This is a genomic window from Jannaschia faecimaris (assembly GCF_900107415.1).
In the GTDB taxonomy this organism is placed as follows: Bacteria; Pseudomonadota; Alphaproteobacteria; order Rhodobacterales; family Rhodobacteraceae; genus Jannaschia; species Jannaschia faecimaris.
Map to the genome: position 1 here is coordinate 32,541 of NZ_FNPX01000021.1, position 21,367 is coordinate 53,907.

The 21,367-nt window shown below is 60.9% G+C and carries 24 protein-coding genes; 13 read left to right on the forward strand and 11 right to left on the reverse strand.

The annotated features are described in order from the left end of the window. Nucleotides 1–39 precede the first annotated feature (39 nt). A complete protein-coding gene (locus tag BLV27_RS16835; protein WP_244504723.1) occupies nucleotides 40–861 on the forward strand; it encodes a sulfite exporter TauE/SafE family protein in 822 nt (273 codons plus the stop codon). A 49-nt stretch (nucleotides 862–910) separates the two neighbouring features. On the opposite strand, the gene BLV27_RS16840 is transcribed toward BLV27_RS16835, so the two are convergent. Genes BLV27_RS16840 through BLV27_RS16850 form a run of 3 tightly spaced genes read right to left on the reverse strand, consistent with a single transcriptional unit; the run spans nucleotide 911 to nucleotide 3,547 of the window. Beyond that, nucleotides 911–1,435, reverse strand: coding sequence for a DUF3859 domain-containing protein (locus BLV27_RS16840; protein WP_092647662.1), 525 nt, complete (start codon nucleotides 1,433–1,435; stop codon nucleotides 911–913). A 13-nt stretch (nucleotides 1,436–1,448) separates the two neighbouring features. After that, entirely contained in the window at nucleotides 1,449–1,967 is a 519-nt protein-coding gene (locus BLV27_RS16845) for a DUF3859 domain-containing protein (RefSeq protein ID WP_092647663.1), read from the reverse strand. Next, complete coding sequence (locus BLV27_RS16850) at nucleotides 1,952–3,547, reverse strand: phosphoenolpyruvate carboxykinase (protein WP_425283667.1); 1,596 nt, start codon at nucleotides 3,545–3,547, stop codon at nucleotides 1,952–1,954. Before BLV27_RS16850 ends, BLV27_RS16845 begins: the two co-directional genes overlap by 16 nt. 316 nt (nucleotides 3,548–3,863) lie before the next feature. Between BLV27_RS16850 and BLV27_RS16855 the strand changes: the two genes are divergently transcribed. The 6 genes from BLV27_RS16855 to BLV27_RS16880 all read left to right on the forward strand — a co-directional run bounded on the left by BLV27_RS16855 (nucleotide 3,864) and on the right by BLV27_RS16880 (nucleotide 8,477). Next, nucleotides 3,864–4,565, forward strand: coding sequence for a response regulator transcription factor (locus BLV27_RS16855; RefSeq protein WP_092647664.1), 702 nt, complete (start codon nucleotides 3,864–3,866; stop codon nucleotides 4,563–4,565). 15 nt (nucleotides 4,566–4,580) lie between these two features. After that, nucleotides 4,581–6,332 (forward strand): sensor histidine kinase, encoded by a 1,752-nt coding sequence (locus BLV27_RS16860; RefSeq protein ID WP_092647665.1) that lies wholly within the window; start codon nucleotides 4,581–4,583, stop codon nucleotides 6,330–6,332. 7 nt (nucleotides 6,333–6,339) lie between these two features. Then, on the forward strand, nucleotides 6,340–6,798 hold the full coding sequence (locus tag BLV27_RS16865) for an HPr kinase/phosphorylase (protein ID WP_092647666.1): 459 nt from the start codon (nucleotides 6,340–6,342) through the stop codon (nucleotides 6,796–6,798). A gap of 75 nt (nucleotides 6,799–6,873) precedes the next feature. Continuing rightward, nucleotides 6,874–7,791, forward strand: a complete 918-nt coding sequence (gene rapZ, locus BLV27_RS16870; protein WP_092647689.1) for an RNase adapter RapZ — start codon at nucleotides 6,874–6,876, stop codon at nucleotides 7,789–7,791. Further along, nucleotides 7,788–8,180, forward strand: a complete 393-nt coding sequence (locus BLV27_RS16875; RefSeq protein ID WP_092647667.1) for a PTS sugar transporter subunit IIA — start codon at nucleotides 7,788–7,790, stop codon at nucleotides 8,178–8,180. Before rapZ ends, BLV27_RS16875 begins: the two co-directional genes overlap by 4 nt. A 27-nt stretch (nucleotides 8,181–8,207) precedes the next feature. Continuing rightward, entirely contained in the window at nucleotides 8,208–8,477 is a 270-nt protein-coding gene (locus BLV27_RS16880) for an HPr family phosphocarrier protein (RefSeq protein WP_092647668.1), read from the forward strand. A gap of 122 nt (nucleotides 8,478–8,599) precedes the next feature. On the opposite strand, the gene BLV27_RS16885 is transcribed toward BLV27_RS16880, so the two are convergent. After that, nucleotides 8,600–9,475 (reverse strand): 3-hydroxybutyryl-CoA dehydrogenase, encoded by an 876-nt coding sequence (locus tag BLV27_RS16885; protein WP_092647669.1) that lies wholly within the window; start codon nucleotides 9,473–9,475, stop codon nucleotides 8,600–8,602. A gap of 159 nt (nucleotides 9,476–9,634) precedes the next feature. Here BLV27_RS16885 and BLV27_RS16890 point away from each other — a divergent pair, with 159 nt between their 5' ends. Then, nucleotides 9,635–10,453 carry a DUF6473 family protein gene (locus BLV27_RS16890; RefSeq protein WP_280140319.1) on the forward strand — a complete coding sequence of 273 codons (819 nt, stop codon included), beginning with the start codon at nucleotides 9,635–9,637 and terminating at the stop codon, nucleotides 10,451–10,453. Nucleotides 10,454–10,529: 76 nt separating this feature from the next. On the opposite strand, the gene BLV27_RS16895 is transcribed toward BLV27_RS16890, so the two are convergent. From BLV27_RS16895 to BLV27_RS16925, 7 genes are all read right to left on the reverse strand, one after another. Further along, the gene (locus BLV27_RS16895) at nucleotides 10,530–11,456 is read right to left on the reverse strand and encodes an electron transfer flavoprotein subunit alpha/FixB family protein (protein WP_092647671.1); all 927 of its coding nucleotides are present in this window, start codon (nucleotides 11,454–11,456) and stop codon (nucleotides 10,530–10,532) included. Further along, a complete protein-coding gene (locus BLV27_RS16900) occupies nucleotides 11,456–12,214 on the reverse strand; it encodes an electron transfer flavoprotein subunit beta/FixA family protein (protein ID WP_092647672.1) in 759 nt (252 codons plus the stop codon). The genes BLV27_RS16895 and BLV27_RS16900 overlap by 1 nt, the downstream gene beginning before the upstream one ends. Before the next feature lie 126 nt (nucleotides 12,215–12,340). Beyond that, nucleotides 12,341–13,159: a hypothetical protein gene (locus BLV27_RS16905; RefSeq protein WP_092647673.1), complete on the reverse strand. Its 819-nt coding sequence runs from the start codon at nucleotides 13,157–13,159 to the stop codon at nucleotides 12,341–12,343. 282 nt (nucleotides 13,160–13,441) lie between these two features. Continuing rightward, nucleotides 13,442–14,017: a cob(I)yrinic acid a,c-diamide adenosyltransferase gene (locus BLV27_RS16910; RefSeq protein WP_092647674.1), complete on the reverse strand. Its 576-nt coding sequence runs from the start codon at nucleotides 14,015–14,017 to the stop codon at nucleotides 13,442–13,444. Nucleotides 14,018–14,020: 3 nt separating this feature from the next. Then, complete coding sequence (locus tag BLV27_RS16915) at nucleotides 14,021–14,224, reverse strand: twin transmembrane helix small protein (protein WP_092647675.1); 204 nt, start codon at nucleotides 14,222–14,224, stop codon at nucleotides 14,021–14,023. 43 nt (nucleotides 14,225–14,267) lie between these two features. Continuing rightward, complete coding sequence (locus BLV27_RS16920; RefSeq protein WP_092647676.1) at nucleotides 14,268–15,089, reverse strand: SDR family oxidoreductase; 822 nt, start codon at nucleotides 15,087–15,089, stop codon at nucleotides 14,268–14,270. A gap of 84 nt (nucleotides 15,090–15,173) precedes the next feature. Further along, nucleotides 15,174–15,719 carry an SH3 domain-containing protein gene (locus BLV27_RS16925; RefSeq protein ID WP_092647677.1) on the reverse strand — a complete coding sequence of 182 codons (546 nt, stop codon included), beginning with the start codon at nucleotides 15,717–15,719 and terminating at the stop codon, nucleotides 15,174–15,176. A gap of 180 nt (nucleotides 15,720–15,899) precedes the next feature. Here BLV27_RS16925 and BLV27_RS16930 point away from each other — a divergent pair, with 180 nt between their 5' ends. The 5 genes from BLV27_RS16930 to BLV27_RS16950 form a co-directional block, all read left to right on the forward strand. Continuing rightward, on the forward strand, nucleotides 15,900–18,218 hold the full coding sequence (locus BLV27_RS16930) for a DNA topoisomerase IV subunit A (protein ID WP_092647678.1): 2,319 nt from the start codon (nucleotides 15,900–15,902) through the stop codon (nucleotides 18,216–18,218). Nucleotides 18,219–18,251: 33 nt separating this feature from the next. Continuing rightward, nucleotides 18,252–19,400: a DUF898 family protein gene (locus BLV27_RS16935; protein WP_170831497.1), complete on the forward strand. Its 1,149-nt coding sequence runs from the start codon at nucleotides 18,252–18,254 to the stop codon at nucleotides 19,398–19,400. Beyond that, on the forward strand, nucleotides 19,397–20,509 hold the full coding sequence (locus tag BLV27_RS16940; RefSeq protein WP_092647680.1) for a M48 family metallopeptidase: 1,113 nt from the start codon (nucleotides 19,397–19,399) through the stop codon (nucleotides 20,507–20,509). Before BLV27_RS16935 ends, BLV27_RS16940 begins: the two co-directional genes overlap by 4 nt. A gap of 72 nt (nucleotides 20,510–20,581) precedes the next feature. Continuing rightward, the gene (locus BLV27_RS16945; RefSeq protein ID WP_139176718.1) at nucleotides 20,582–21,157 is read left to right on the forward strand and encodes a hypothetical protein; all 576 of its coding nucleotides are present in this window, start codon (nucleotides 20,582–20,584) and stop codon (nucleotides 21,155–21,157) included. Nucleotides 21,158–21,273: 116 nt separating this feature from the next. Beyond that, the coding region (locus BLV27_RS16950; protein WP_018590913.1) for a GTP-binding protein at nucleotides 21,274–21,367 on the forward strand (94 nt) is incomplete at its 3' end.

Consider the following 21,367-nt stretch of genomic DNA (forward strand, 5'->3'; position numbering starts at 1 on the left):
AAACTTAATTCCATCAAACCGGGTCATCAAGTAAATAAAATGACCTTCCCGATGTGGCTATCCGGGCTGGTGCGCGCCACGCCGCAGGCGTATCGGTCGCGCATGGAAACGATCACACCTTTTGCCTGGAGCCTCGCCCTGTCCATTGCCTTGTTTGCGGGTCTGGTGAAGGGATCCGTCGGCTTTGCGCTGCCTCTCATCATGATTTCGGGGCTTTCCAGTTTCCTTGACCCCAAGCTTGCCTTGGCCGGGATCCTGGTTTCGGTGCTGGCCACCAACGGATGGCAGGTCACGCGGCAGGGGTATCCGGCGGCACGGGCTGCGGCGATTCTCCACTGGCGTTACCTGTTGATCGTCATGGTTGCGATTTTCCTGGCGGCGCAGCTGGTCACGGCAATTCCCAGTGAGATGTTCTATTTCATTCTGGGTGTGCCGGTCGTGGGACTGTCGCTGTTGCAGCTTTCGGGCGTCCGCCTGTCGATCCCGCCAGCGCGCCGGGTTCAGGCAGAGTGGGGGATCGGCCTCATTTCCGGTATGCTCGGCGGTCTTGCGGGCACATGGGGGCCGACGACGGTGCTTTACCTGTTGGCCATCGATACGCCCAAGGCGCGGCAAATGGTGGTGCAAGGCGTGATCTACGGGGCCGGATCGATCATGCTGGTGCTGGCACATCTGCGCTCGGGCATTCTCAACAGCGAGACTGTCTGGTTTTCGGTCGCGATGTTGCCGGCGGCGTTGGTCGGCATGGCGATCGGCTTTCGCTTGCAGGACCGCATGGACCAGGCACTGTTCAAGAAGGTGACGCTGGCGGTTTTGGTGATCGCGGGTTTCAACCTGATCCGAAAGGGCATCATCGGGTAATCAGGGTGCTCGAAGATGCTTCCTGGATACGAACCGAAGGCCTTGCCCTTCAGGACATGAACTGAAAGCAGGCGCGTTCGACGCGTCCCTGGTTTTCTGTCTCGGTAACTTCGAAGGGGACGGTGACTATAGGCTGGCCGTCGATCTCGATCGAGAAGGTCCAAGGACCGGGTACTTTCTCGTAGTCCATTTCGAAGGTGAACAGGTTCAGGTTGCTTGCGTCGGGGGTCATCACATCCGTCCATTCCTCCCGCTCAATCCCGCGTTCGCCCATGGGCGGGTGCGTCACCACGACCGTGACGGGCGTTGTCGCCGCGCCCGCCTTAAGCGTAGTACGGAACCCAAAGCTCAGTTGATCCATCGTCGGTACGGTACGGTCGGGCAGGTCGAATGCGAGGCCCTGTCGGATCCGGCGGATAAAGCCCGACTCGGTACCCGGTGCGTCGACGAACTCCCCTTCGGACTCGCGCGGGCAGATGATCCCGGCATCCACAAGTCGCACCTGCGCCGAGGCCGGGCTCGCAAGAAGCGGGCTCGCAAGAAAAAGGGCGGTCAGAAGGGCAGTCAGGTGCATCGGCAGTCCATCGTCAGCTGTTGAAGAACAGGCCACAGGCCTCGGTCACTGCCCTGTTCGGCGAGGTCGAGACCGTGAACTCCACGGAGTTGAGGATGCCCGTCCCGTCCTCCACCTGCAACGTCCAGACGCCTGGCACCATCTCGTAGGCAAATTCGAACGTGTAGGCTCGGGTCGAAACCCCGCCTGGCTGCATCGTCTTTCCGTATTCTTGCCGCGTCACGCCGCCGCCACCCATTGGCGGGTGCAACGTGACCATCTGGACCGTTTGATCCTCCGCGCCCGTCCAGCGGGTTTGAACACCCAAGCCCAGACCGCGGATCAGCGGCACATCGCGGGTTTCGACATCTATGGTCAGGTCCGCGATTTCCCGCACGCCCCCCATTAGCGTGCCGGGCGCATCGCGAAGGGGGCCGTCCCGCCCGTCGGGGCAGACAACACCTGCCCGAAGCATCTCGACCTGCGCCACCGCCGGGGTGGCGCAGAGCGCGATAAAACAGCCTGTCAGGCCGGACTTCAGCCGATGGCGCACGCCTTCACGTCCTCGTCGATGTGGTCGACGTATTTTTCGAAGTTTGCGGAGAACATGTCCACCAGCTTTTGCGCCTGGGCGTCGTAGGCTTCCTTGTCGGACCATGTGCGGCGCGGATCCAGCAGGACATCGGCAACGCCGTGGCAATGGACCGGCACGTCGAAAGCGAAATTCGGATCGCGGCGGAACGCACCGGCAGAGAGGCTTCCGTTAAGCGCCGCAGTCAACAGGGCGCGTGTCGCCTTGATAGGCATCCGCGAACCCGTCCCATAGGCACCGCCCGTCCACCCGGTGTTGACGAGCCAGCAGTCAGAGCCGTGTTTTGCGATCTTCTGCTGCAACAGCTTTCCGTAGACTTCCGGACGACGCGGCATGAAGGGCGCGCCAAAGCAGGTTGAGAACGTCGGCTCCGGCTCGGTCACGCCCCGCTCGGTTCCCGCCACCTTGGAGGTGAAGCCCGAGAGGAAGTGATACATGGCCTGCGCCGGCGTGAGACGTGCAATCGGGGGCAGAACGCCGAACGCGTCGCAGGTCAGCATCACCACGTTTCCGGGGTTGCCGCCAAGCGCGGTGGGCGAAGCGTTTGAGATATACTCCAGCGGATAGGCCGCGCGCATGTTGGCGGTGATGCTGTCGTCCTCGAAATCCAGCTCCAGCGTGTCGGGGTCGAATACCATGTTCTCGATCACCGTGGCGAAGCGAGTGGTCGTGGCGAAGATTTCCGGCTCTGCTTCGGCAGAAAGGTTGATCGTCTTCGCGTAGCAGCCACCCTCGAAATTGAACACACCGCGGTCCGACCAGCCGTGTTCGTCGTCGCCGATCAGGATACGATCGGGGGCCGCCGAAAGCGTCGTCTTTCCGGTGCCGGAAAGGCCGAAGAACACGGCGCTGTCCGTGGGGCGGCCGATGGCATGATTGGCCGAGCAGTGCATCGGCATGACGCCCTTCTCCGGCAGGATGTAGTTGAGCAGCGTGAAGACGGACTTCTTGTTCTCGCCTGCGTATTCCGTGCCCGCGATCAGGATTTCCTTGGCGTCGAGATTCATGGCGATCACGACCTCGCTGCGACAGCCGTGGCGCGCGGGATCGGCCTTGAAGCTGGGGCAGTTGATCACGGTGAATTCGGGAACGAAGCTGGCCAGCTCTTGTGCGTCGGGCCTGCGCAGCATGTGGCGGATGAACAGGCTGTGCCATGCCAATTCCGTCACTATGCGTACGTCGAGGCGATGTGCCGGATCGGATCCGCCGAACAGGTCCTGCACGAAGTAATCGCGGCCCTTCATATGCTCCAGCATATCGGCTTTGAGATCGGCGTAGGCCGACGTCTCCATCGGGGCGTTCGCATCCCACCAGATCGTGTCCTCGGTGGTCGCCGACCGGACGACGTGTTTGTCCTTGGGGGACCGTCCTGTGAACTTGCCGGTCGTTACCAAGAACGCGCCACCTTGACCCAATGTGCCTTCGTCACGAGCAAGCGCTTCCTGGATGATCGCTGGTTCAAGCAGGTTGTAATAGACATTACCCAGCCCGACGATGCCTTGGGCTTCGAGCGTTTGCTTCGGGTTCACACGCTGGGTCATGATCTTACTCCTGTTTGTGAGAGCCCGCACAGACTGACTGCCTCGACCAAATTGGAAAAAAGGCTTCGAACTCCCTGATGATAGGATAGCATTCGGTCGTCCCGAGGGGCAGGGGCCGTTAGCGCAACCAGTCGCTTGCGGTAGCGCAATCATGTGGCGGATTGGAAACAGCGGATTAACTCTGCCTTAATTGCAGACGGGCCACAGTCTGGTGTGCGAATCGGTTTCGGGGCGAATTGTGTTGATCTCCGCACCACTTTTCGGAGACGGTAAGAAAAAAACACGGCAGTATAACAGGCAACCAAAGGACATTGGCATGTCGCGTATCGCGCTAGTCGACGACGACAGGAACATCCTGACGTCGGTTTCCATGACTCTCGAAGCAGAAGGCTTCGAAGTTGAGACATATAATGATGGTCAGAGTGCATTGGACGCGTTCAGTCGCCAAATGCCTGATCTTGGAGTCTTCGACATCAAGATGCCACGGATGGACGGCATGGACCTGCTGCAGCGTCTTCGGCAAAAGTCCTCCGTTCCGGTGATCTTCCTGACGTCCAAGGACGATGAAATCGACGAAGTTCTAGGCTTGAGAATGGGTGCCGACGACTACGTTCGAAAGCCCTTTTCTCAGCGTCTCCTGGTCGAACGAATCCGCGCGATCTTACGTCGGCAGGAGGCGATTGCATCTGACGAGACTGACACGCCCGAGGATACGCAGGTGATGCAGCGTGGCGAGTTGTCCATGGACCCGTTGCGTCACGCGGTGAAGTGGAGGGGCAGGGATGTTACGTTGACCGTAACGGAATTCCTGTTGTTGCAGGCACTGGCGCAAAGGCCCGGTTTCGTGAAGTCGCGAGACCAGCTGATGGATGTGGCCTATGACGACCAAGTCTATGTCGATGACCGTACCATCGACAGCCATATCAAGCGTCTGCGCAAGAAGATGCGTTCAGCCGATCCGGAGTTCTCGGCGATTGAAACGCTCTATGGCATCGGTTACCGCTACAACGAAGAATAAACGGAGGCTGGGGGGATGGTTTCCGTGACCGATGTGGACTTGACCGGCGGCTCGCCCAAAGGACGCGGCTTTTTCCGTAGGAAGGAGCGCGTGAAGCCTGACGGCGAAGTCGTTTTGGGCGAGGATTGGGAAAGGCCCGAAGGCTCCGTCGAAAGCGAATTGAGAGAAGCACGCGCCCGGCGCGGGATGTTCAGTCTCGATCGGTCCCCACTGGCTCGGAAAATCATCGTTTTCAACCTTTTGGCGATTCTCATGCTTGTCGCGGGGGTCCTGTTCCTGAATCCATCGCGAGACAGCCTTCTCGTCCAAAGGGAAGCAGGTCTCGTGACCGAGGCGCGCCTAGTTGCCGATGTGGTGCAGGCGTCGCTGCCGCAAGGTGCCCCGATTTCTCTCGGTGCGGGTGACGGCGTTGACCTCCAGCAGTTGTTGACAAGCGTGAACCTACCTCGCGGGATAGAGGTTCATGTCTTTGATACATCAGGAAACCTTGTCGCTCAGGCTACCGGTACCGACGTTCCAGCGGAAGTTGTCGGCCTGAATGAAGGCACCCGGAAGACTACGATCATTACGTCCGCTTTGAATGGTATCTGGGAACTGGCCTCGGGGCTTGTCGAGCGTAACGTCGAAAGCAATCCGCAACCTTTGGATGTGGCACAGGCCCTGCTTGCTTCGTCACCGAACGCGACGGCCATCCGTGGATATGACGGTGCGGACGGAAAGCTGTTCACAGTCACCACGCCGATCACCACTGGCACGGTGGCGTTCGGCATGATCGCGGTCACGACGCGGGCAGGTGAAATTGACGCGCTGGTCCGTGTCGAGCGGGAGCAATTGTTGCAGATGTTCGTAATTGCGCTGCTTGTCTCCATCGGACTGAGCCTTGTGTTGGCCTCCACGATCGCAAATCCTCTGTCCGACCTGTCTGCCGCCGCCGAACTTGGCCGCGACAAGCATGCCCGCAAGATGTCGCCGCAGCGCGTGCGAATTCCGGATCTGACCGCACGGCCGGACGAGATCGGGCGTTTGTCCGGTGCGCTGCGCGGCATGGTTGCGGCGCTTTACGACCGCATCGATAGCAACGAACAATTTGCGGCTGACGTCGCGCATGAAATCAAGAATCCTCTCGCCAGTTTGCGCTCTGCCGTCGGGACGATGCGTCTGGCGAAGAACGATGATCAGCGGACGCGTCTGTTGGAAGTGATCGAGCACGACGTACGCCGCCTCGACCGCTTGGTCAGTGACATTTCCAACGCATCTCGCCTCGACAGCGAATTGGTCAAGGAAGAGGAAGAGCCGTTCGACCTAGTCAAGATGATCTCGAACCTTGGTGTCTACCACGGTCAGGAAGCCGAACTGCGCAACATCGATTTCATCACCGACCTCCCGAGGGAGCCGATCGTCATCATGGGCCTAGAGGCTCGTCTTGCGCAGGTATTCGTCAACCTTATCACGAACGCGATGTCATTCTGCGAGGAGGGCGACGCCGTCCGGGTCTGGCTGCGCCGACGTGAGAACCGTGTCTTGGTGGTCGTGGAGGATACGGGCCCAGGTATCCCCGAAGCAGCCTTGACCAAGGTGTTCAATCGCTTCTATTCAGAGCGCCCCGAAAAGCAGTTCGGGAACCATTCAGGCCTCGGTCTGGCGATCTCCAAACAGATCGTGGAAGCCCACGGCGGTGTCATCTGGGCCGAAAATATTCGCCCGACCGACATGGATCTGACGTCCGACCCGCTGGGCGCAAGGTTCGTGGTCGGCCTTCCAATCTGACGCGGCGGTGGCCCGGGAGCTTCCGGCTTTCGCACCGCTGGGCGATGGCCGGGTTTCATGCCAAGCGACAGTTGTCGTGTTAAATGGGCATGCTTTGGCGATTTGCGGCCCCCCCGGCGCGGGAAAGTCTGGGACGGCGGCGCAGATGATCGCACTTGGCGCTGGCCTTGTTGCGGACGATCTTGCGGTATTGAACGCCGATGGGCAGAACCTGATGGTGGAGGCCCCTGCCAATGCACCGGCGGCAATGGAACTGCGGGGGCTCGGGATTATACCCATGGCGTTGTCCGGCCCCGCTAACCTTGTTGCTTTTCTCTATCTCGGCATTGGTGCTGCACGCCTGCCGGAGCCTGAGATGACCAAGGTGTGTGATCGGCCCGTCGCGGTGCTTAGGCATCCCGCGAGTCCCGATCTCGCGGCAAAGCTGATGCTCTGGCTGAGGGCGCGCGATGCGATTGACCGCTGATCTGGCCGAATGACCGTAGGTCTTACAAATGCCCGTCGTGCCGCTTATGTGTCGGCCCGAGGTAGAGAGTGCATGATGACATCGTCCCGCGAGCCGATAGATCTGATCCTTGTCACCGGGCCCTCGGGTGCCGGTCGTACGACCGCAATCCATGTTTTGGAGGACGCGGGTTACGAGGTGATCGACAACCTGCCTCTTTCGCTGATGGCGCGTCTTCTGGATGGGGGATTGGACCGTCCGCTCGCGCTTGGAATCGATATCAGGAACCGCGATTTCAGCGTCGATGCCATGCTCTCGCTGGCCGCAAAGGTTCGTGCCGACCCGACCTATGCGGCGAAGCTCCTTTACCTTGATTGTGACGAGGCGACACTGGTTGCCCGCTTTTCCGAAACGCGGAGGAGGCATCCCCTGGCACCGGAGGAGGATGCTGAGCTCGGCGTCGCCAGGGAGCTTTCGATTTTGGCAGGCGTCGCCGACCACGCGGACACCGTGATCGAAACCACGGGGTTTACGGTGCATGATCTAAAGGACGAGGTCCTTCGCTGGTTCGGCCACGGGCAGCGTCGGCTTGCCGTATCAGTGCAGTCGTTCAGCTATAAGCGCGGAGTTCCGAGGGGACTGGACCTCGTTTTCGACGTCCGCTTCCTGAGCAATCCGCACTGGGTGCCAGCCCTGCGCGCAGGCACAGGGCGCGACGATGATGTGCAAGCACACGTGATCGCAGACCCGCGATTTGTTGACTTCTACGACCGACTTCAGGGGCTGATCCTATCGCTCCTTCCCGCTTATCGAGAAGAGGGGCGGGCGCATCTCGCAATTGGGTTCGGTTGTACCGGTGGAAGACACAGATCCGTTGCCGTTACGGAAATGCTGACCCAGACGCTTGCCCATCAGGGATGGCAGGTGTCTAAGCGACACCGGGAACTGGATCGCCGCGCCGCGGGGTCCACCATTGGCTCGGGGGAAGCGGGTCGCGGGGAAAGCGCCGTATGATCGGCATTGTGATTGTTGCACACGGCGGTTTGGCAGAGGAATACCGGCTCGCCGTCGAACATGTTATGGGACCACAACAGGGCATTCGCGCTGTGTCGGTTGCAGCTGCGTGCGACCGAGCCGGCAAGGAGCAGGAAATCCGAACCGTTGCTGACAGCGTCGACATGGGCGATGGCGTTGTGATTGTGACGGACATCTTCGGAGGCTCACCGTCGAACCTTTCCATGGGGGCCTGCACCGGGTCCGATCGCAAGATTTTCTATGGGGCAAACTTGCCTGCGCTGATCAAGCTGGCCCGCAGCCGAACAAAGCCGCTCGATGAAGCGCTGGCCTTGGCCAAGGCAGCCGGAACGCGTTACATGGATGTGGCACAGGGGCCTTCGGCCTGATCCTTGGGTGAATAGATCGGGAACCGAATGATAACGCGCAAGCTTGATATAATTAATGAAAAGGGTCTGCACGCCCGCGCGTCGGCCAAGTTCGTGGAATGTGTCGAGCAATTCGATGCCGGTGCAATGGTTTCGAAAGACGGGATGGACGCATCGGGCGACTCGATCATGGGGTTGCTGATGCTCGGTGCCGCGCGTGGCACCTCAATAGAAGTCGAGACCAAAGGTGTGCAGGCTGAAGAACTGATGAACGCGCTCACGGCGCTCGTGTCCGATTATTTCGGTGAGGGCATGTGAGGGCGCGCTGCATCTCGGCGAAAGCAGGTGACGCCCATGCAGCCAGCGCGAAAGCACCGAGCACGGGTGATTTCCTCGCCTAGCTGGACCCCCAGGGGTCGTAAAATTGACGGACCGTTGCGTCAGCGGGTTGGAACGGGTGTCTCGCCCCTGTAATCGTAAAACCCGCGCTGCGCCTTGCGTCCCAGCCACCCGGCCTCGACGTATTTGGTCAGCAGCGGGCAGGGGCGGTATTTCGTGTCGGCCAGCCCGTCGTGAAGCACGTTCATGATCGCCAGACAGGTGTCGAGTCCGATGAAGTCGGCCAACTCCAGCGGCCCCATCGGGTGGTTCGCGCCCAACTTCATCGAGGTATCAATGGATGTGACAGTGCCGACTCCCTCGTAGAGCGTATATACCGCTTCGTTGATCATCGGCATCAGGATTCGGTTCACAATAAAGGCCGGAAAATCCTCTGCTGTGGCGGAGGTTTTGTTCAGCCGATCCACCACGCCCCGGCAGGCCTGATAGGTGTCTTCATTGGTGGCGATCCCGCGGATCAGCTCGACAAGCTGCATTATCGGGACGGGGTTCATGAAATGGAAGCCCATGAACCGCTCGGGGCGGTCTGTCCGGCTGGCCAGACGCGTTATCGAAATCGAGGAAGTGTTGGACGTCAGGATTGTCTCGGGCTTCAGGGCCGGAAGCAGTTCGGCAAAGATGGCATGCTTGATGTCCTCGCGCTCGGTCGCGGCCTCAATGATCAGATCCGACTTTCCCAGATCGATCAGAGTTGACGTGGTTTGGATCCGGTCCATCGCGTGGTCGCGTTCAGACTGCGTGATCTTCTCGCGCGCGACTTGCCGGTCCATATTCGTAGTGATCAGGTCGACGGCGGCGTCCAATGCCTCCTGACGAACGTCAGTCAACATCACGTCGTAGCCGGCCAAAGCCGACACGTGAGCGATGCCGTTGCCCATCTGACCCGCGCCAACGATGCCGATGCTCTTGATATCCATGCCCGCTCTCCTGTCGTTCCGCCGGACCATAGCAGGGGTCGGGGGAGGGGCAAGCGTGGCCGTCAATCAATACAATTCATGACGAAAGCCAGACTCAACCAATCGGTAAGTCTTGCCTGCGACTCTGCCCTCTAGCGAGCGAATCTGAGCGGGTACTTTATGAGCTATGAGGGTTACCCCATGGGATTGGACTATTACCCCTGCCACTATGGTGGGTCCCGGATCGTGTTCCGGGGCCCGGCGGTGAAATTGAAACGGCCCTATACTGCGGTGATCGGCGGGTCCGAAGTATACGGGAAGTATGTGGAGGATCCGTTCACCGATCAACTTGCCGAGCTTACGGGACGGCGGGTCGTGAATATGGGAGTGATGAATGCGGGCGTCGATGCGTTTGCCTTGGACGATGCGCTGATGCAGGTCATCGCGAGCGCCGAGATCGTCGTGGTTCAGACGACCGGTGCTCATAATATCTCCAATCGCTTCTACACCGTGCATCCGCGCCGGAACGACCGGTTCCTTCAGGCGTCCCGCTTGTTGACGGATCTCTATCGCGATGTCGATTTCAGCGACTTTTCCTTCACGCGGCATATGCTGACGACCTTGCGAATGCAAAGTCCGGAACGATTTGCCCGTATCGAGACGGAATTGTCGCAGGCCTGGATCGCGCGGATGCGAACGCTGTTGTCACGCATTCCGGGAAAGCGCGTTTTGCTCCATATTGAGGATAGCACCGACTACGGCCTTGGACCGGAGCCGCCCTTTGTCAACAGCGAAATGATCTTGGCCCTGCAGGGGACGTTCGACAAGTTCCTGCAATGCGATGTTTCGGAAGACTGTGGCGAAAGCCAATTGGACGGCATGATTTTCGACGAGACTGAGCGGGAGAGCGCGCTGCGGATGCTGTCTGCGGATGCGCATGAACGGATCGCCGTGGCTCTTGCGCGTGTCTTGCGACGCACGAACGGAATGGCCGCCTGACCTCTTGAGGGAGTACCGAATACAAAAACGCGGCCCCATCTTCAGGACCGCGTTGTCATTACCGATTGTACAAGGTTCAGATTTTCTCGATCAATTCAGGCACGGCGGTGAACAGGTCAGCCACCAATCCGTAGTCGGCGACCTGGAAGATCGGGGCTTCCTCGTCTTTGTTGATCGCAACGATAATCTTGGAGTCCTTCATGCCGGCCAAGTGCTGAATCGCGCCCGAAATCCCGACGGCCACGTAAAGGTCGGGGGCAACGACTTTGCCTGTCTGGCCGACCTGCCAATCGTTGGGCGCATAGCCCGAGTCGACTGCCGCGCGGGACGCGCCGACTGCCGCCCCCAGCTTGTCAGCCAGCTTCTCGATCAGGGCGAAGTCGTCTTCGGAGCCGACGCCGCGGCCCCCGGAGACGACGATGCCGGCTGACGTCAATTCCGGGCGATCCGATTTGGCAACCTTGTCCTCCACCCATTCGGACAGGGCGGGATCATCTGCTGCGCCGATTGTCTCGATCGGGGCTGCCCCTCCCTCGGCCGTGAGCTCGAACGTCGAAGTTCGGATGGTCATCACCTTGGTCGCATCCGCCGACTTGATCGTCTGAACCGCGTTGCCGGCGTAAATCGGACGCTCGAAAGTATCGGCATCCACGATGGCGGTGACGTCTGACATGATCATCACGTCCAAAAGCGCCGCGATGCGGGGCATCACGTTCTTGGCGTCGGTCGTGGAGGGTGCCAGGACGTGGCTATAGTCGCCCGCGATGGACACCACGACCGCTGCCGTCGGTTCCGCCAGGCGGTGGCCAAGCGACGGACCCTCGGCGACCAGGACTTTGGCGACGCCATCAAGTTTCGCCGCGCTCTCGCCAGCGGCTGCTGCCGAGGCACCCGCACATAGGATAGTCACGTCGCCCAGTTGCTTGGCGGCCGTCAGGGCCTTGGCGGTCGCGTCCAGGTTCAGTTCGCCATTAGTGACTTCGCCAATGAGAAGAACAGCCATTACACAGCCCCCGTTTCTTTGAGTTTCGAAACCAGTTCGTCGACCGAGGCGACCATCTCGCCGGCCTTGCGGGTGGCGGGTTCGGTTGTTTTTAAGATTTCCAGGCGCGGGGAAACGTCGACGCCGTAGTCGGCGGGCGTCTTTTCGTCGAGGGGTTTCTTCTTCGCCTTCATGATATTTGGCAGTGAGGCGTAGCGCGGCTCGTTCAGGCGCAGATCGACCGTGACTATGGAGGGCATCTTCACCTTGATCGTCTGAAGGCCGCCGTCAACTTCGCGGGTCACGACAGCATGGTCGCCGTCGATCTTGACCTCGGAGGCGAATGTCGCCTGCGACCAGCCCAGCAGTGCCGAGAGCATCTGGCCGGTGGCGTTCATATCGTTATCGATCGCCTGTTTGCCGGCCAGAACCAGGCCCGGCTGCTCCTCGTCGATGACGGCTTTCAGCAGCTTTGCGACCGCCAGCGGCTCGATATCTGTGTGCACATCGTCGGCGGCGACGATCAGGATGGCCCGATCGGCCCCCATCGCCAGCGCGGTGCGCAGGGTTTCCTGCGACTGCTTCACACCGATGGACACCGCGACGACTTCGGTCGCGGCTCCGGACTCCTTAAGGCGAATGGCTTCTTCAACGGCGATCTCGTCAAAAGGGTTCATGGACATTTTAACGTTGGCCAGATCAACGCCGGTCCCGTCGGCCTTGACCCGAACCTTTACGTTGTAATCGATGACCCGCTTGACGGGTACGAGGACTTTCATCGGTCGCTCCTCCTAACAGCTGTTTGCAGCGTGTTACCGGATGCGGAAGGGCTGGGACAGGGCGAAAGCGACCGAATGGTGCCTTGTGACGCACCGTTTTTCCGGGTGCCGGCTGAGGGCGTGAGACTAGGCAGCGATGCCGTGACGCTTCGCCAGGCGGGAAAGGATCGAGCCACGTGGCGGAACGCCGTCGAAATCCTGCGCCAGCCGGCTGCGGATTCGGCGACCGTAAAAGTGGATTGATTGCGTCTCCGGAGTCACATGCTCCCACGTAAGCCGGGCCTTGCGGAAGAACCTGCGGCGATCGGCGTAGCGGACAGGGTAGAGCACATCGCGTTCAAGGGCATGCTTTATTTCACCTGTCGTGCGCAGGATGTGGGTGATCGCGGTGGGCCCCCAGACGGCCCAGGGCATCTCGGTCACATGCATCGGGTCTCCGTCTCGCGCGCGGCGGCAGGCCTCGTTGAGCACCTTAGGAGGGAGCCAGGGCAACATCGCGTATTCGTCATCGGTATAGGCGATCAATTCGGCCAAGGCAGCGCTGTCCGCAGGCAGGGCGAGAACACCGTTGGAGACACTGCCCTGATGGTCGTCTTCCCATGAAAAGTAGTAACCGTTTTTCGGTGTGAAGGGGCGCAGACAATAGGCATCGGTATCGGCCCAAATCACTCCGGGCCGCTTGCGCAGAAGGTGATAGCGGAACCGGTCAGCAAAGGGCGCGGGACTTCCGGTGCGGGGGTGCACGGTATAGGTGTCGGGCCGTGGCAGGATGTCGGACGCGTCGGCGAGTTTCACACCCTTCGGCACGCCCTCTATCTCTTCATAGCTGTAGAGAGTGATCTCGTGTCCGATGTCGACGAAGGATGTCAGGCAAAGACGTTCAACGAAGGAAAGTGGCGCACCGGTCCAGAAGGTTGCTACGGGCGCGAGGGGCGCATCTGTCATCTGAACTGCTTCTCCGCGAATGTGTGCTTTGTTTCCATTAACGAAACATCACGGCGAAAAACGGGCATCAGGATGATTTTTGGATGATCCCCCGGCAGCAGGGCGAACTTCCTGCGGTTGATCCGCTGAACCGGGGCCGTTCTGGGCATAAAGCCACACGGGCGCTGCGGTGCCTGAGATCTTTGGACCGTGCAACGGACGAGGGGACAACCCGTGCGCTGAAAACCGATATGGTGCCAAACGCCAAGGCGGACTGTCGGACCATCGAAGCGCCGACCTGTGTCACACCCGGTTTGCGCCCGGAACCCAGAGGACATCTGCGCGGCCATCGTCGTTGGCGATGCGGGAGGCCACGAAGAACCAGTCGGACAAACGGTTCAGGTATTTCACTGCCGCAGCGTTCACATCGCCCCCGTCCGCCAATTCCACGCAGAGGCGTTCGGCCCGCCGGGTCACGGTGCGGCAGAGATGCAAGTGGGCCGAAAGCGCCGATCCGCCCGGCAACACGAAGGAGCGCAGCGGCTCCAGCGCGTCATTCATGGCGTCGATTTCCGCCTCAAGCCGGGAAACCTGCGTGTCCGACATGCGAAGCGGCGGGTACTCGGCCAGCGCGTCATTTACCATGCCGGGACGGCAGAGATCCGCCCCGAGGTCGAACATGTCGTTCTGAATCATCGCCAGCTTGGCATCCATATCACCATCGGCATGCAACCTGGCCATGCCGATGGTGCAATTTGCCTCGTCCACGGTGCCATAGGCTTCAACGCGGGTTGAGGTCTTGGCGACGCGCGATCCGTCGCCAAGGGCGGTCGTGCCGGCGTCGCCGGTGCGGGTGTAGATCTTGGACAAGACGACCATTGTTCAGCCTTTCGAACGAAGCCAGACAAAACCCACCAGCAGGACCACCGCGACAAACTGCGCGATGATGCGCAGACGCATGATCTTGTTGGCATATTTCTGATTGAATTCACCACCTTTGGCGAAGCCGCCGATACCGGTCATAAGGATTACCAGAACCAGCAGGCACGCACCTGCCACGACGTAGAAAAGGGGATCGTCACGCATATCGGCTCCTATCATTGTTTGGTTGGTGAACTAAGTCGCTGCGTCAGGAATTCGAGACGATTCTATCCATTAGCCGAGTTGGCAGAGCGCGTTTCATGAGCATCGCCAGTGTTGTTGGCACCGTGACACGATAGCGCGCCTTGGGCCGTGGGCTTTCTATGGCATGGATCAGGACGCGGGTCACCGCACTCGCAGGTAGCTCGAACTTGCCTGACCCTTCGCGGTGCAGCCGTTGCAATACCTGCTCATAATCCGCGCGCCGGACCGAGGTCTTCCAGTCGATCCAACGCTCGAATTGCATACTCGCGTTGGCGCGGAACCGGGACGTGATCGGACCGGGTTCGATCAGTATGACGTCGATACCCGTTCCGGACATCTCGATCCGGAGTGTGTCGGTCAGGCCCTCCAACGCGAATTTCGTGGCATTGTACGCCCCCCGCCAAGGCGCGGCGGCAAAGCCAAGAACGCTGGAATTTTGCACGATCCGCCCATGCCCTTGGGCCCGCATGACCGGAATGACCCGGCGGGTCAGATCGTGCCAGCCGAAGAAATTGGCCTCGAACGTGGCGCGCAGGGCGTCGATCGGCAGATCTTCGACAAGGCCGGGAATGGCGTAGGCCCCGTTGTTGAACAGCGCATCCAATGTCCCACCCGTCGCGTTGAGGACATGCGCCAGCCCGGCCTCGATGGTGGCGGGATCCTCATAGTCGAGCAATGGGGACGCAAGGCCTTCCTCCTCTAGACGCGTGCAGTCCTCAAGCTTGCGGCACGACGCAAAAACCTGCCAGCCCCGTGCATGAAGCGTCTTGGCTGCGTCGTATCCGATGCCAGTCGAGGCACCCGTGATCAGGATGGAGCGTGTCATGCGACCGCGATATCAGCAGGACACGGAAATGTAACCTGGCACAGTTCCGAGGGGCGCGTCCGTATATACAGGATCGGACGGAGTTTATGCCGGTTCGAGAAAGCGGGCAGCCATGTAGCCGGTTAGACCGGAGGTGACGTCCCGTACCTGAATCCAGCCGTCCAGCTCTTGCCCGATGATCTGGGTCAGTGTTCCGCCGGGAAGGCTGTCGATAACGGCGTCGGCGGTGGAAGGGCCGGAGCGCAAGTTCACGCGGCTTCCGGATACGATGTAGAGCGTCTCGACTTCGGATTCGGTTGCCGTAGCAGAGGAGGCATCGGGCTGGACCAAGCTTACAACGACGGGCTCACCGATCTGACGTGGGGCGTTGCGCATGCTTTCCGGCGCGGGGGCCGAGGCCGCGACGGTGGCTGCATCGGGTACCAGAATGTCCATGACGGCCGCGCGCGTAACGGCGGCCCCATCCTGCGCCTGGCTTGTTATCATGACTGGCGTGTCATATTCGACCGTTGCGGAAGCAACCTCCACGTCACGGGGCCCGCGCTCGGTCGTCAGGCGTTCGGACGGCGTCCCCCAGATCACAAAGACCGAATAGAGTGCCACGGCAAGGGCAAAAGTCATTTTAAACATTGTAAAATTCCCCCGGACGTCGTGATCGGCAGTCCAATTCAGGGACGTTTCGACCGTGTCAGCGGTTCTGTCAAATTTTATTTATGTTAGCATGAAAATGCTTGCAAAAATACCCTGATCGCTGATCGGAGCGGAGACCGTTGCTTGTGTGGCCGAGGCCCCGCCGATACATCATCGGGTATGAGTGATACGAACGACACTGACGATATGCCACCGGTTGCCGGAGACGTCGTGCGCGAGCCACTGCGGCGCGCGATCGGCGACCGCTATCTGACCTATGCGCTGTCCACGATCATGCACCGCGCGCTGCCGGACGCCCGTGACGGTCTGAAGCCGGTGCACCGTCGTATCCTGTACGCCATGCGGGAGCTGCGCCTGTCGTCGACCGGGGGCTTTCGTAAATCGGCCAAGATCTCGGGCGATGTAATGGGCAACTATCACCCGCATGGTGATGCCGCGATTTATGACGCCATGGCGCGCCTGGCACAGGATTTCGCGGTTCGGTATCCGCTGGTCGACGGTCAGGGCAACTTCGGAAACATCGACGGCGACAACCCGGCCGCCGCGCGGTACACCGAGGCGCGGATGACCGCAGCCGCCGAGGCGCTGCTGCAGGGGTTGGACGAAAATGCCGTCGACTTCCGCGATAACTACGACGGAACCTTGCAGGAGCCGATCGTTCTGCCGGCGGCCTATCCGAACCTTCTGGCGAACGGCGCGTCAGGAATTGCCGTTGGGATGGCGACGAATATTCCGCCCCACAACCTCGATGAGTTGATCGCCGCTTGCCTGCATCTGATCAAGTCACCGAATGCTCGCGATGAAACCCTGCTCGACCATATTCCGGGGCCAGATTTTCCAACCGGCGGCATTATTGTGGAGCCGCGGGAGAACATCCTTGAGGCCTACCGCACCGGACGGGGCGCGTTCCGCGTACGGGCGCGGCACCACATCGAGGATCTGGGCAAGGGCCAGTGGCAGATCATCGTCACCGAGATTCCTTACCAGGTACAGAAGGGCAAGCTGATCGAAAAGTTGGCCGAACTGGTGCTGGCGAAGAAGGTGCCGATCCTGGGCGATATCCGGGACGAGAGCGCCGACGACATCCGCATCGTGCTGGAACCGAAGTCGCGAAATGTCGATCCGGACGTCCTGATGAACACGCTCTATCGTATGTCCGAGCTTGAAACGCGTTTCAGTCTTAACATGAATGTACTGATCGATGGCGTGACGCCCCGCGTCTGTGGTCTGCGCGAGGTGCTGCAGGCGTTCCTCGACCACCGGCGCGACGTGCTCCTCCGCCGCTCGGCTTACCGGATGGAGAAGATCGACCACAGGTTGGAGGTGCTTGAAGGCTTCATCATCGCCTACCTGAACCTCGACCGGGTCATCGATATCATTCGCTATGACGACGCCCCGAAAGAGGCGCTGATGCACGAGCCATGGGGCGAAGGCCGCCCCCGCGCGGCGGACGAGGCCGACTACCAATCGCCGCTGCCGACCGACCGTCAGGCCACGCTTACCGAAGTGCAATCCGAAGCCATCCTGAACATGCGCCTGCGGGCCTTGCGGCGGCTGGAGGAGATGGCGTTGCTCAGGGAACGCGATGCCCTGATGGAGGAGCGGGCGGGCCTACAGGATCTGCTGGAGAGCGACGATATTCAGTGGAAGACGATTTCGGACGAACTGCGCGACGTGCGCAAGCAGTTCGGCAAGGCCACCGAGCTGGGCCGCCGCCGCAGTGATTTCGCTGAGGCCGTAGAGGTTGCCGATGTCCCGCTGGAGGCGATGATCGAGCGGGAGCCGGTAACTGTTGTATGTTCCAGGATGGGCTGGGTCCGTGCTCTGTCTGGGCATGTCGCACTCGATAAAGAATTGAAATTCAAGGATGGCGACGGGCCGGCCTACATGTTCCATGCCGAAACTACAGACAAGCTGATCGTCTGGGGCAGTGACGGGCGGGCCTTCACCATGATGGCGAATTCCCTGCCCGGCGGCCGCGGCATGGGCGAGCCGTTACGCCTGATGATCGACCTGCCGAACGAGACCGAGATCGTCGATATCCTGATCCACAAGGCGGGCCGCAAGCTTTTGCTTGCCTCCAGCGCGGGCGACGGTTTCGTCGTGCCCGAGGACGAAATGGTTGCCATGCGCAGGGCGGGCAAGGCCGTGATGACCGTCAAGAACGGTGTCACCGCTCTCAAGCCCGTCGCGGCCGAGGGCGACCACGTGGCCTGTATCGGGGACAATCGAAAGATGTTGGTCTTTCCGCTCGCCGATCTGCCCGAGATGCCGCGCGGCAAGGGCGTGCGCCTGCAGAAGTTCAAGGACGGCGGGCTGGCCGACGCGAAGGTCATCACCTTGGCCGATGGTCTGTCATGGTCGGATCCGGCGGGTCGTACACGGCACGAACCGGACCTGACCGAATGGCTGGGAACGCGGGCGCAAGCCGGGCGCATGGCTCCGCGAGGCTTCCCGCGCGACAACCGTTTCGGCTGAGACATGGTTGCCGCAGACCATCTCCCCGCAAGAATGAGCGGGACCCGGACCGATCTTCTGGTGCTTGTTCTCAAGACAACGGGCCTGACTGTCCTGACCCTTGGGCTCTACAGTTTCTGGGCCCGCACACGCATCCGCCGCTGGCTATGGTCGTCGTTGCAGATCGACGGCCTGCCGTTCGAATATGCGGGTCGGCCGTTGGAAAAGCTGATGGGCTTTGTCATCGCGGCAGTCATCGTGGCGGTATATCTGGGCCTTGTGGTGATGCTGCTGATCTTCGCCTCGCTCAACTTGACCGGTGAGGCGACGCTGGGCACGGTCGTGGCGTTCGGCCTTCTGCTGCCGGTATTCTGGTTCTCGGTCTACCGTGGGCAGAGATACCTGCTCAATCACACCCGCTGGCGCGGCATTGCCTTTTCGATGGTGCCGGGGGCGGGGGGCTATGCCGTGCGCGCGGTGCTCTGGTCGCTGGGTGCGGTGCTCACTGCGGGTCTTCTGATCCCGTTGCGCACGCATCGCCTATGGAAATACCGCGCGGAACGGACGCTGTACGGCGACGTGCCCTTCGCCTTCGATACGCCGGCCGGCGCGCTCTATCCTCTTTTCGCGCCAGTCCTTGCCTGCGCATATGTCTCGGCAATTTTCATTGGGATGGCGCAATACGGATTCAGCTATGCGCCGGTCGGGCTGGTGCTGACACTCCCCGCCCTCGGCGTATTCTGGATTCGCTGGCGTGTGAAATCTTTCGGGATACTGGCCTCCGGGCTGCGGCTGGGCGACGAAGTCGTGATCCGGATGAACCTGTCGACGTGGCGTGTCATCGGAATTCACCTGTTGGGCTGGATTTTAACCGGCATGCTAATGCTTGCTGCCTTCGTCGGGCTTTTGTTCGCGTTCGGGTTCTTCGCGGCCGGGGCGACGGTCAACTTCGACCTCGAATTGCTGAGCGAGGCTTCGCCGTATCTGATCGCGGCGGTCTTGGTTCTGTTCTTTCTGACGTTCTTTGTCCTGCGCGGGGCGCTCAAGATCGCGATGGTGTCGTTCCCGCTGTTCCGTCATGGGGCAGCGACAATGGTTGTCGGCAACCCGACCGAGATCAGCCGCGTCCAACACGGGGAGAAGGCGCATATGGCTGACGCCGACGGCTTCGCAAACCTGTTCGACATGGGGTCAGGAATATGAGCTTCGAAGTGTGGGGCGACTATGTGGATGGGGTACGCGCTTTAAAACGACGGGTCCGCATCACGGTTGATGTCTCCTACCACGGGCGGGTCCTCGTGATTGAGCCGGCGCAGGGCAGTGTCGTGCATTGGGAGGTCGAGGACGTGCGCCAGCTGTCCGATCAGGCCCCCGGCCCGCTGGTACTGGGCCTATCGTTGAACCGGGCGGCCCGGTTGTTCCTGAATGCGGAAGGGGCCGAAACGCTGTTGCCGATCCTGGGGCGTGGCGCGTCGCGCAACCTGGAAGCTCCGGCGCTCTGGCCGCGCGCCCTGATCGTTGCCGGGGCTGGGAGCGCTGCGCTGGCGGCCCTCGTTTTTGCGGTCTTGCCCGCCCTGGCCGGTGTGCTTGCCGGTTTCATGAACCCCGAGGCGGAAGTCGCCATGGGCGAAACCCATTATCAGATGACCCGGGAGTTGTTCAGTCCGGGCATCGATCCGCTTCGCGAATGCAACGACCCCGCGGGGCGGGCGGCGCTTGACCGGCTGGTGGCACGGGTCGCGGCGGATGTGGATCTGCCCTATCCCCTACAGGTCGCGGTGCTGGACGACCGCGAAAGCCCCGTGCTCAACGCATACGCCGTGGCGGGCGGCCGGATTACCTTCCTCGACTCGCTGATCCAGACGGCACAATCGCCCGAAGAGGTCGCCGCCGTCTTCGCGCATGAATTGGGTCATGTCGTTCACGACGATCCCGTCCGTCATACGCTGCAAGCGGCCAGTAGCCAGGCGGTGCTTGCGGTTTTGGTGGGCGATCTGACCGGCGGTGGTCTGATGTCCACCGTCGCGGGGCAGGCGCTTTCAGCGAATTACTCGCGCGGTGCCGAGACGCGTGCCGATGGTTTCGCCTACGATCAGCTGACGCAAGCTGGCTTGCCGCCTTCGGCAATGGGCACGTTCTTCACCCGAATGCGCGATATCTGGGGCGAGACCGACGGCCTGATCGCCCACTTTTCCAGCCATCCTCAACTGACCGCTAGGATCGAGGCGTCGGCCCGGATAGGCGATCCCGATATTGGTCAGCCAGCGCTTACGCCCAAGGACTGGGCCGCGCTACGCGGCATCTGTGGCTGATGGCTTTCCTTGCCTCCGCGGAGGAGGATGGCTACCACCGAGATGCAAAAGGGGCCTGCGATGACACTCAAGATGAATAGACGCACTTTCGGCGCAACCGGCCTGGCAGCGGCAAGCGTGACTGCCTGCTCAGTTTCTGACCCTCTGGACGAGGAGTTGCCGCCGATGGGCGACTTCGAGCTGGCGTTCACCGTCGTCGTCTCGGAAAATGCCAAGAAAATCCCGCCGACACGCAACGCCACGCCCGAGCAGTTGAAGACCGTCTTGACCACGGAGATCGAGCGGCGCTTTGGGGACTATCGCGGCGGCACCGGCTACGTCATCGCGCTCAACATCGACGGGTATGCCCTCGCACCTCCCGGCATTCCGATCGTTCTGACGCCGAAGTCGATTCTGGTCGTCTCGGCAAACCTTTGGCGCGCGAACCCGCAAGAGAAATTGGCTGGCCCCGAGCAGATTTCGACATTCGAGGGGGCCGAGACGCTCCTGCTCGGATCCGGCCTGGTCAAGGATGCCGATGAGCAACTGCAGACCCTTTGCCGCAACATGGCGAAGAAGGTGCAGTCCTGGATGCTGCGGAATCCGACGCTGATCGGCCTTCCGGCCGGGTCTGCACCGCCTGCCCGAATTGACGATACCGACAACTGATATCCGACCCCGAGTACGCGCGGCGCGGGCTTGCCAAGGTCGCGCCCGACAGTTAGACGGCCCGCGATGCAATTCCGGGGCCCCGTCACGGGCCCCCTTCAAGTCAGGGGCCCATCATGGCGAAGGCAAAGTTCGAACGCAACAAACCGCACGTTAACATTGGCACGATTGGCCACGTTGACCACGGCAAGACGACGCTGACGGCGGCGA

Excerpts from the sequence above, each read along its gene's own strand:
- BLV27_RS16835 (WP_244504723.1), top strand. The coding sequence starts at position 40 with ATGACCTTCCCGATGTGGCTATCCGGGCTGGTGCGCGCCACGCCGCAG.
- BLV27_RS16840 (WP_092647662.1), bottom strand. The coding sequence starts at position 1,435 with ATGCACCTGACTGCCCTTCTGACCGCCCTTTTTCTTGCGAGCCCGCTT.
- BLV27_RS16850 (WP_425283667.1), bottom strand. The coding sequence starts at position 3,547 with ATGACCCAGCGTGTGAACCCGAAGCAAACGCTCGAAGCCCAAGGCATC.
- BLV27_RS16855 (WP_092647664.1), top strand. The coding sequence starts at position 3,864 with ATGTCGCGTATCGCGCTAGTCGACGACGACAGGAACATCCTGACGTCG.
- BLV27_RS16860 (WP_092647665.1), top strand. The coding sequence starts at position 4,581 with ATGGTTTCCGTGACCGATGTGGACTTGACCGGCGGCTCGCCCAAAGGA.
- rapZ (WP_092647689.1), top strand. The coding sequence starts at position 6,874 with ATGACATCGTCCCGCGAGCCGATAGATCTGATCCTTGTCACCGGGCCC.
- BLV27_RS16875 (WP_092647667.1), top strand. The coding sequence starts at position 7,788 with ATGATCGGCATTGTGATTGTTGCACACGGCGGTTTGGCAGAGGAATAC.
- BLV27_RS16880 (WP_092647668.1), top strand. The coding sequence starts at position 8,208 with ATGATAACGCGCAAGCTTGATATAATTAATGAAAAGGGTCTGCACGCC.
- BLV27_RS16885 (WP_092647669.1), bottom strand. The coding sequence starts at position 9,475 with ATGGATATCAAGAGCATCGGCATCGTTGGCGCGGGTCAGATGGGCAAC.
- BLV27_RS16890 (WP_280140319.1), top strand. The coding sequence starts at position 9,635 with ATGAGCTATGAGGGTTACCCCATGGGATTGGACTATTACCCCTGCCAC.
- BLV27_RS16895 (WP_092647671.1), bottom strand. The coding sequence starts at position 11,456 with ATGGCTGTTCTTCTCATTGGCGAAGTCACTAATGGCGAACTGAACCTG.
- BLV27_RS16900 (WP_092647672.1), bottom strand. The coding sequence starts at position 12,214 with ATGAAAGTCCTCGTACCCGTCAAGCGGGTCATCGATTACAACGTAAAG.
- BLV27_RS16905 (WP_092647673.1), bottom strand. The coding sequence starts at position 13,159 with ATGACAGATGCGCCCCTCGCGCCCGTAGCAACCTTCTGGACCGGTGCG.
- BLV27_RS16910 (WP_092647674.1), bottom strand. The coding sequence starts at position 14,017 with ATGGTCGTCTTGTCCAAGATCTACACCCGCACCGGCGACGCCGGCACG.
- BLV27_RS16915 (WP_092647675.1), bottom strand. The coding sequence starts at position 14,224 with ATGCGTGACGATCCCCTTTTCTACGTCGTGGCAGGTGCGTGCCTGCTG.
- BLV27_RS16920 (WP_092647676.1), bottom strand. The coding sequence starts at position 15,089 with ATGACACGCTCCATCCTGATCACGGGTGCCTCGACTGGCATCGGATAC.
- BLV27_RS16925 (WP_092647677.1), bottom strand. The coding sequence starts at position 15,719 with ATGTTTAAAATGACTTTTGCCCTTGCCGTGGCACTCTATTCGGTCTTT.
- BLV27_RS16930 (WP_092647678.1), top strand. The coding sequence starts at position 15,900 with ATGAGTGATACGAACGACACTGACGATATGCCACCGGTTGCCGGAGAC.
- BLV27_RS16935 (WP_170831497.1), top strand. The coding sequence starts at position 18,252 with ATGAGCGGGACCCGGACCGATCTTCTGGTGCTTGTTCTCAAGACAACG.
- BLV27_RS16940 (WP_092647680.1), top strand. The coding sequence starts at position 19,397 with ATGAGCTTCGAAGTGTGGGGCGACTATGTGGATGGGGTACGCGCTTTA.
- BLV27_RS16945 (WP_139176718.1), top strand. The coding sequence starts at position 20,582 with ATGAATAGACGCACTTTCGGCGCAACCGGCCTGGCAGCGGCAAGCGTG.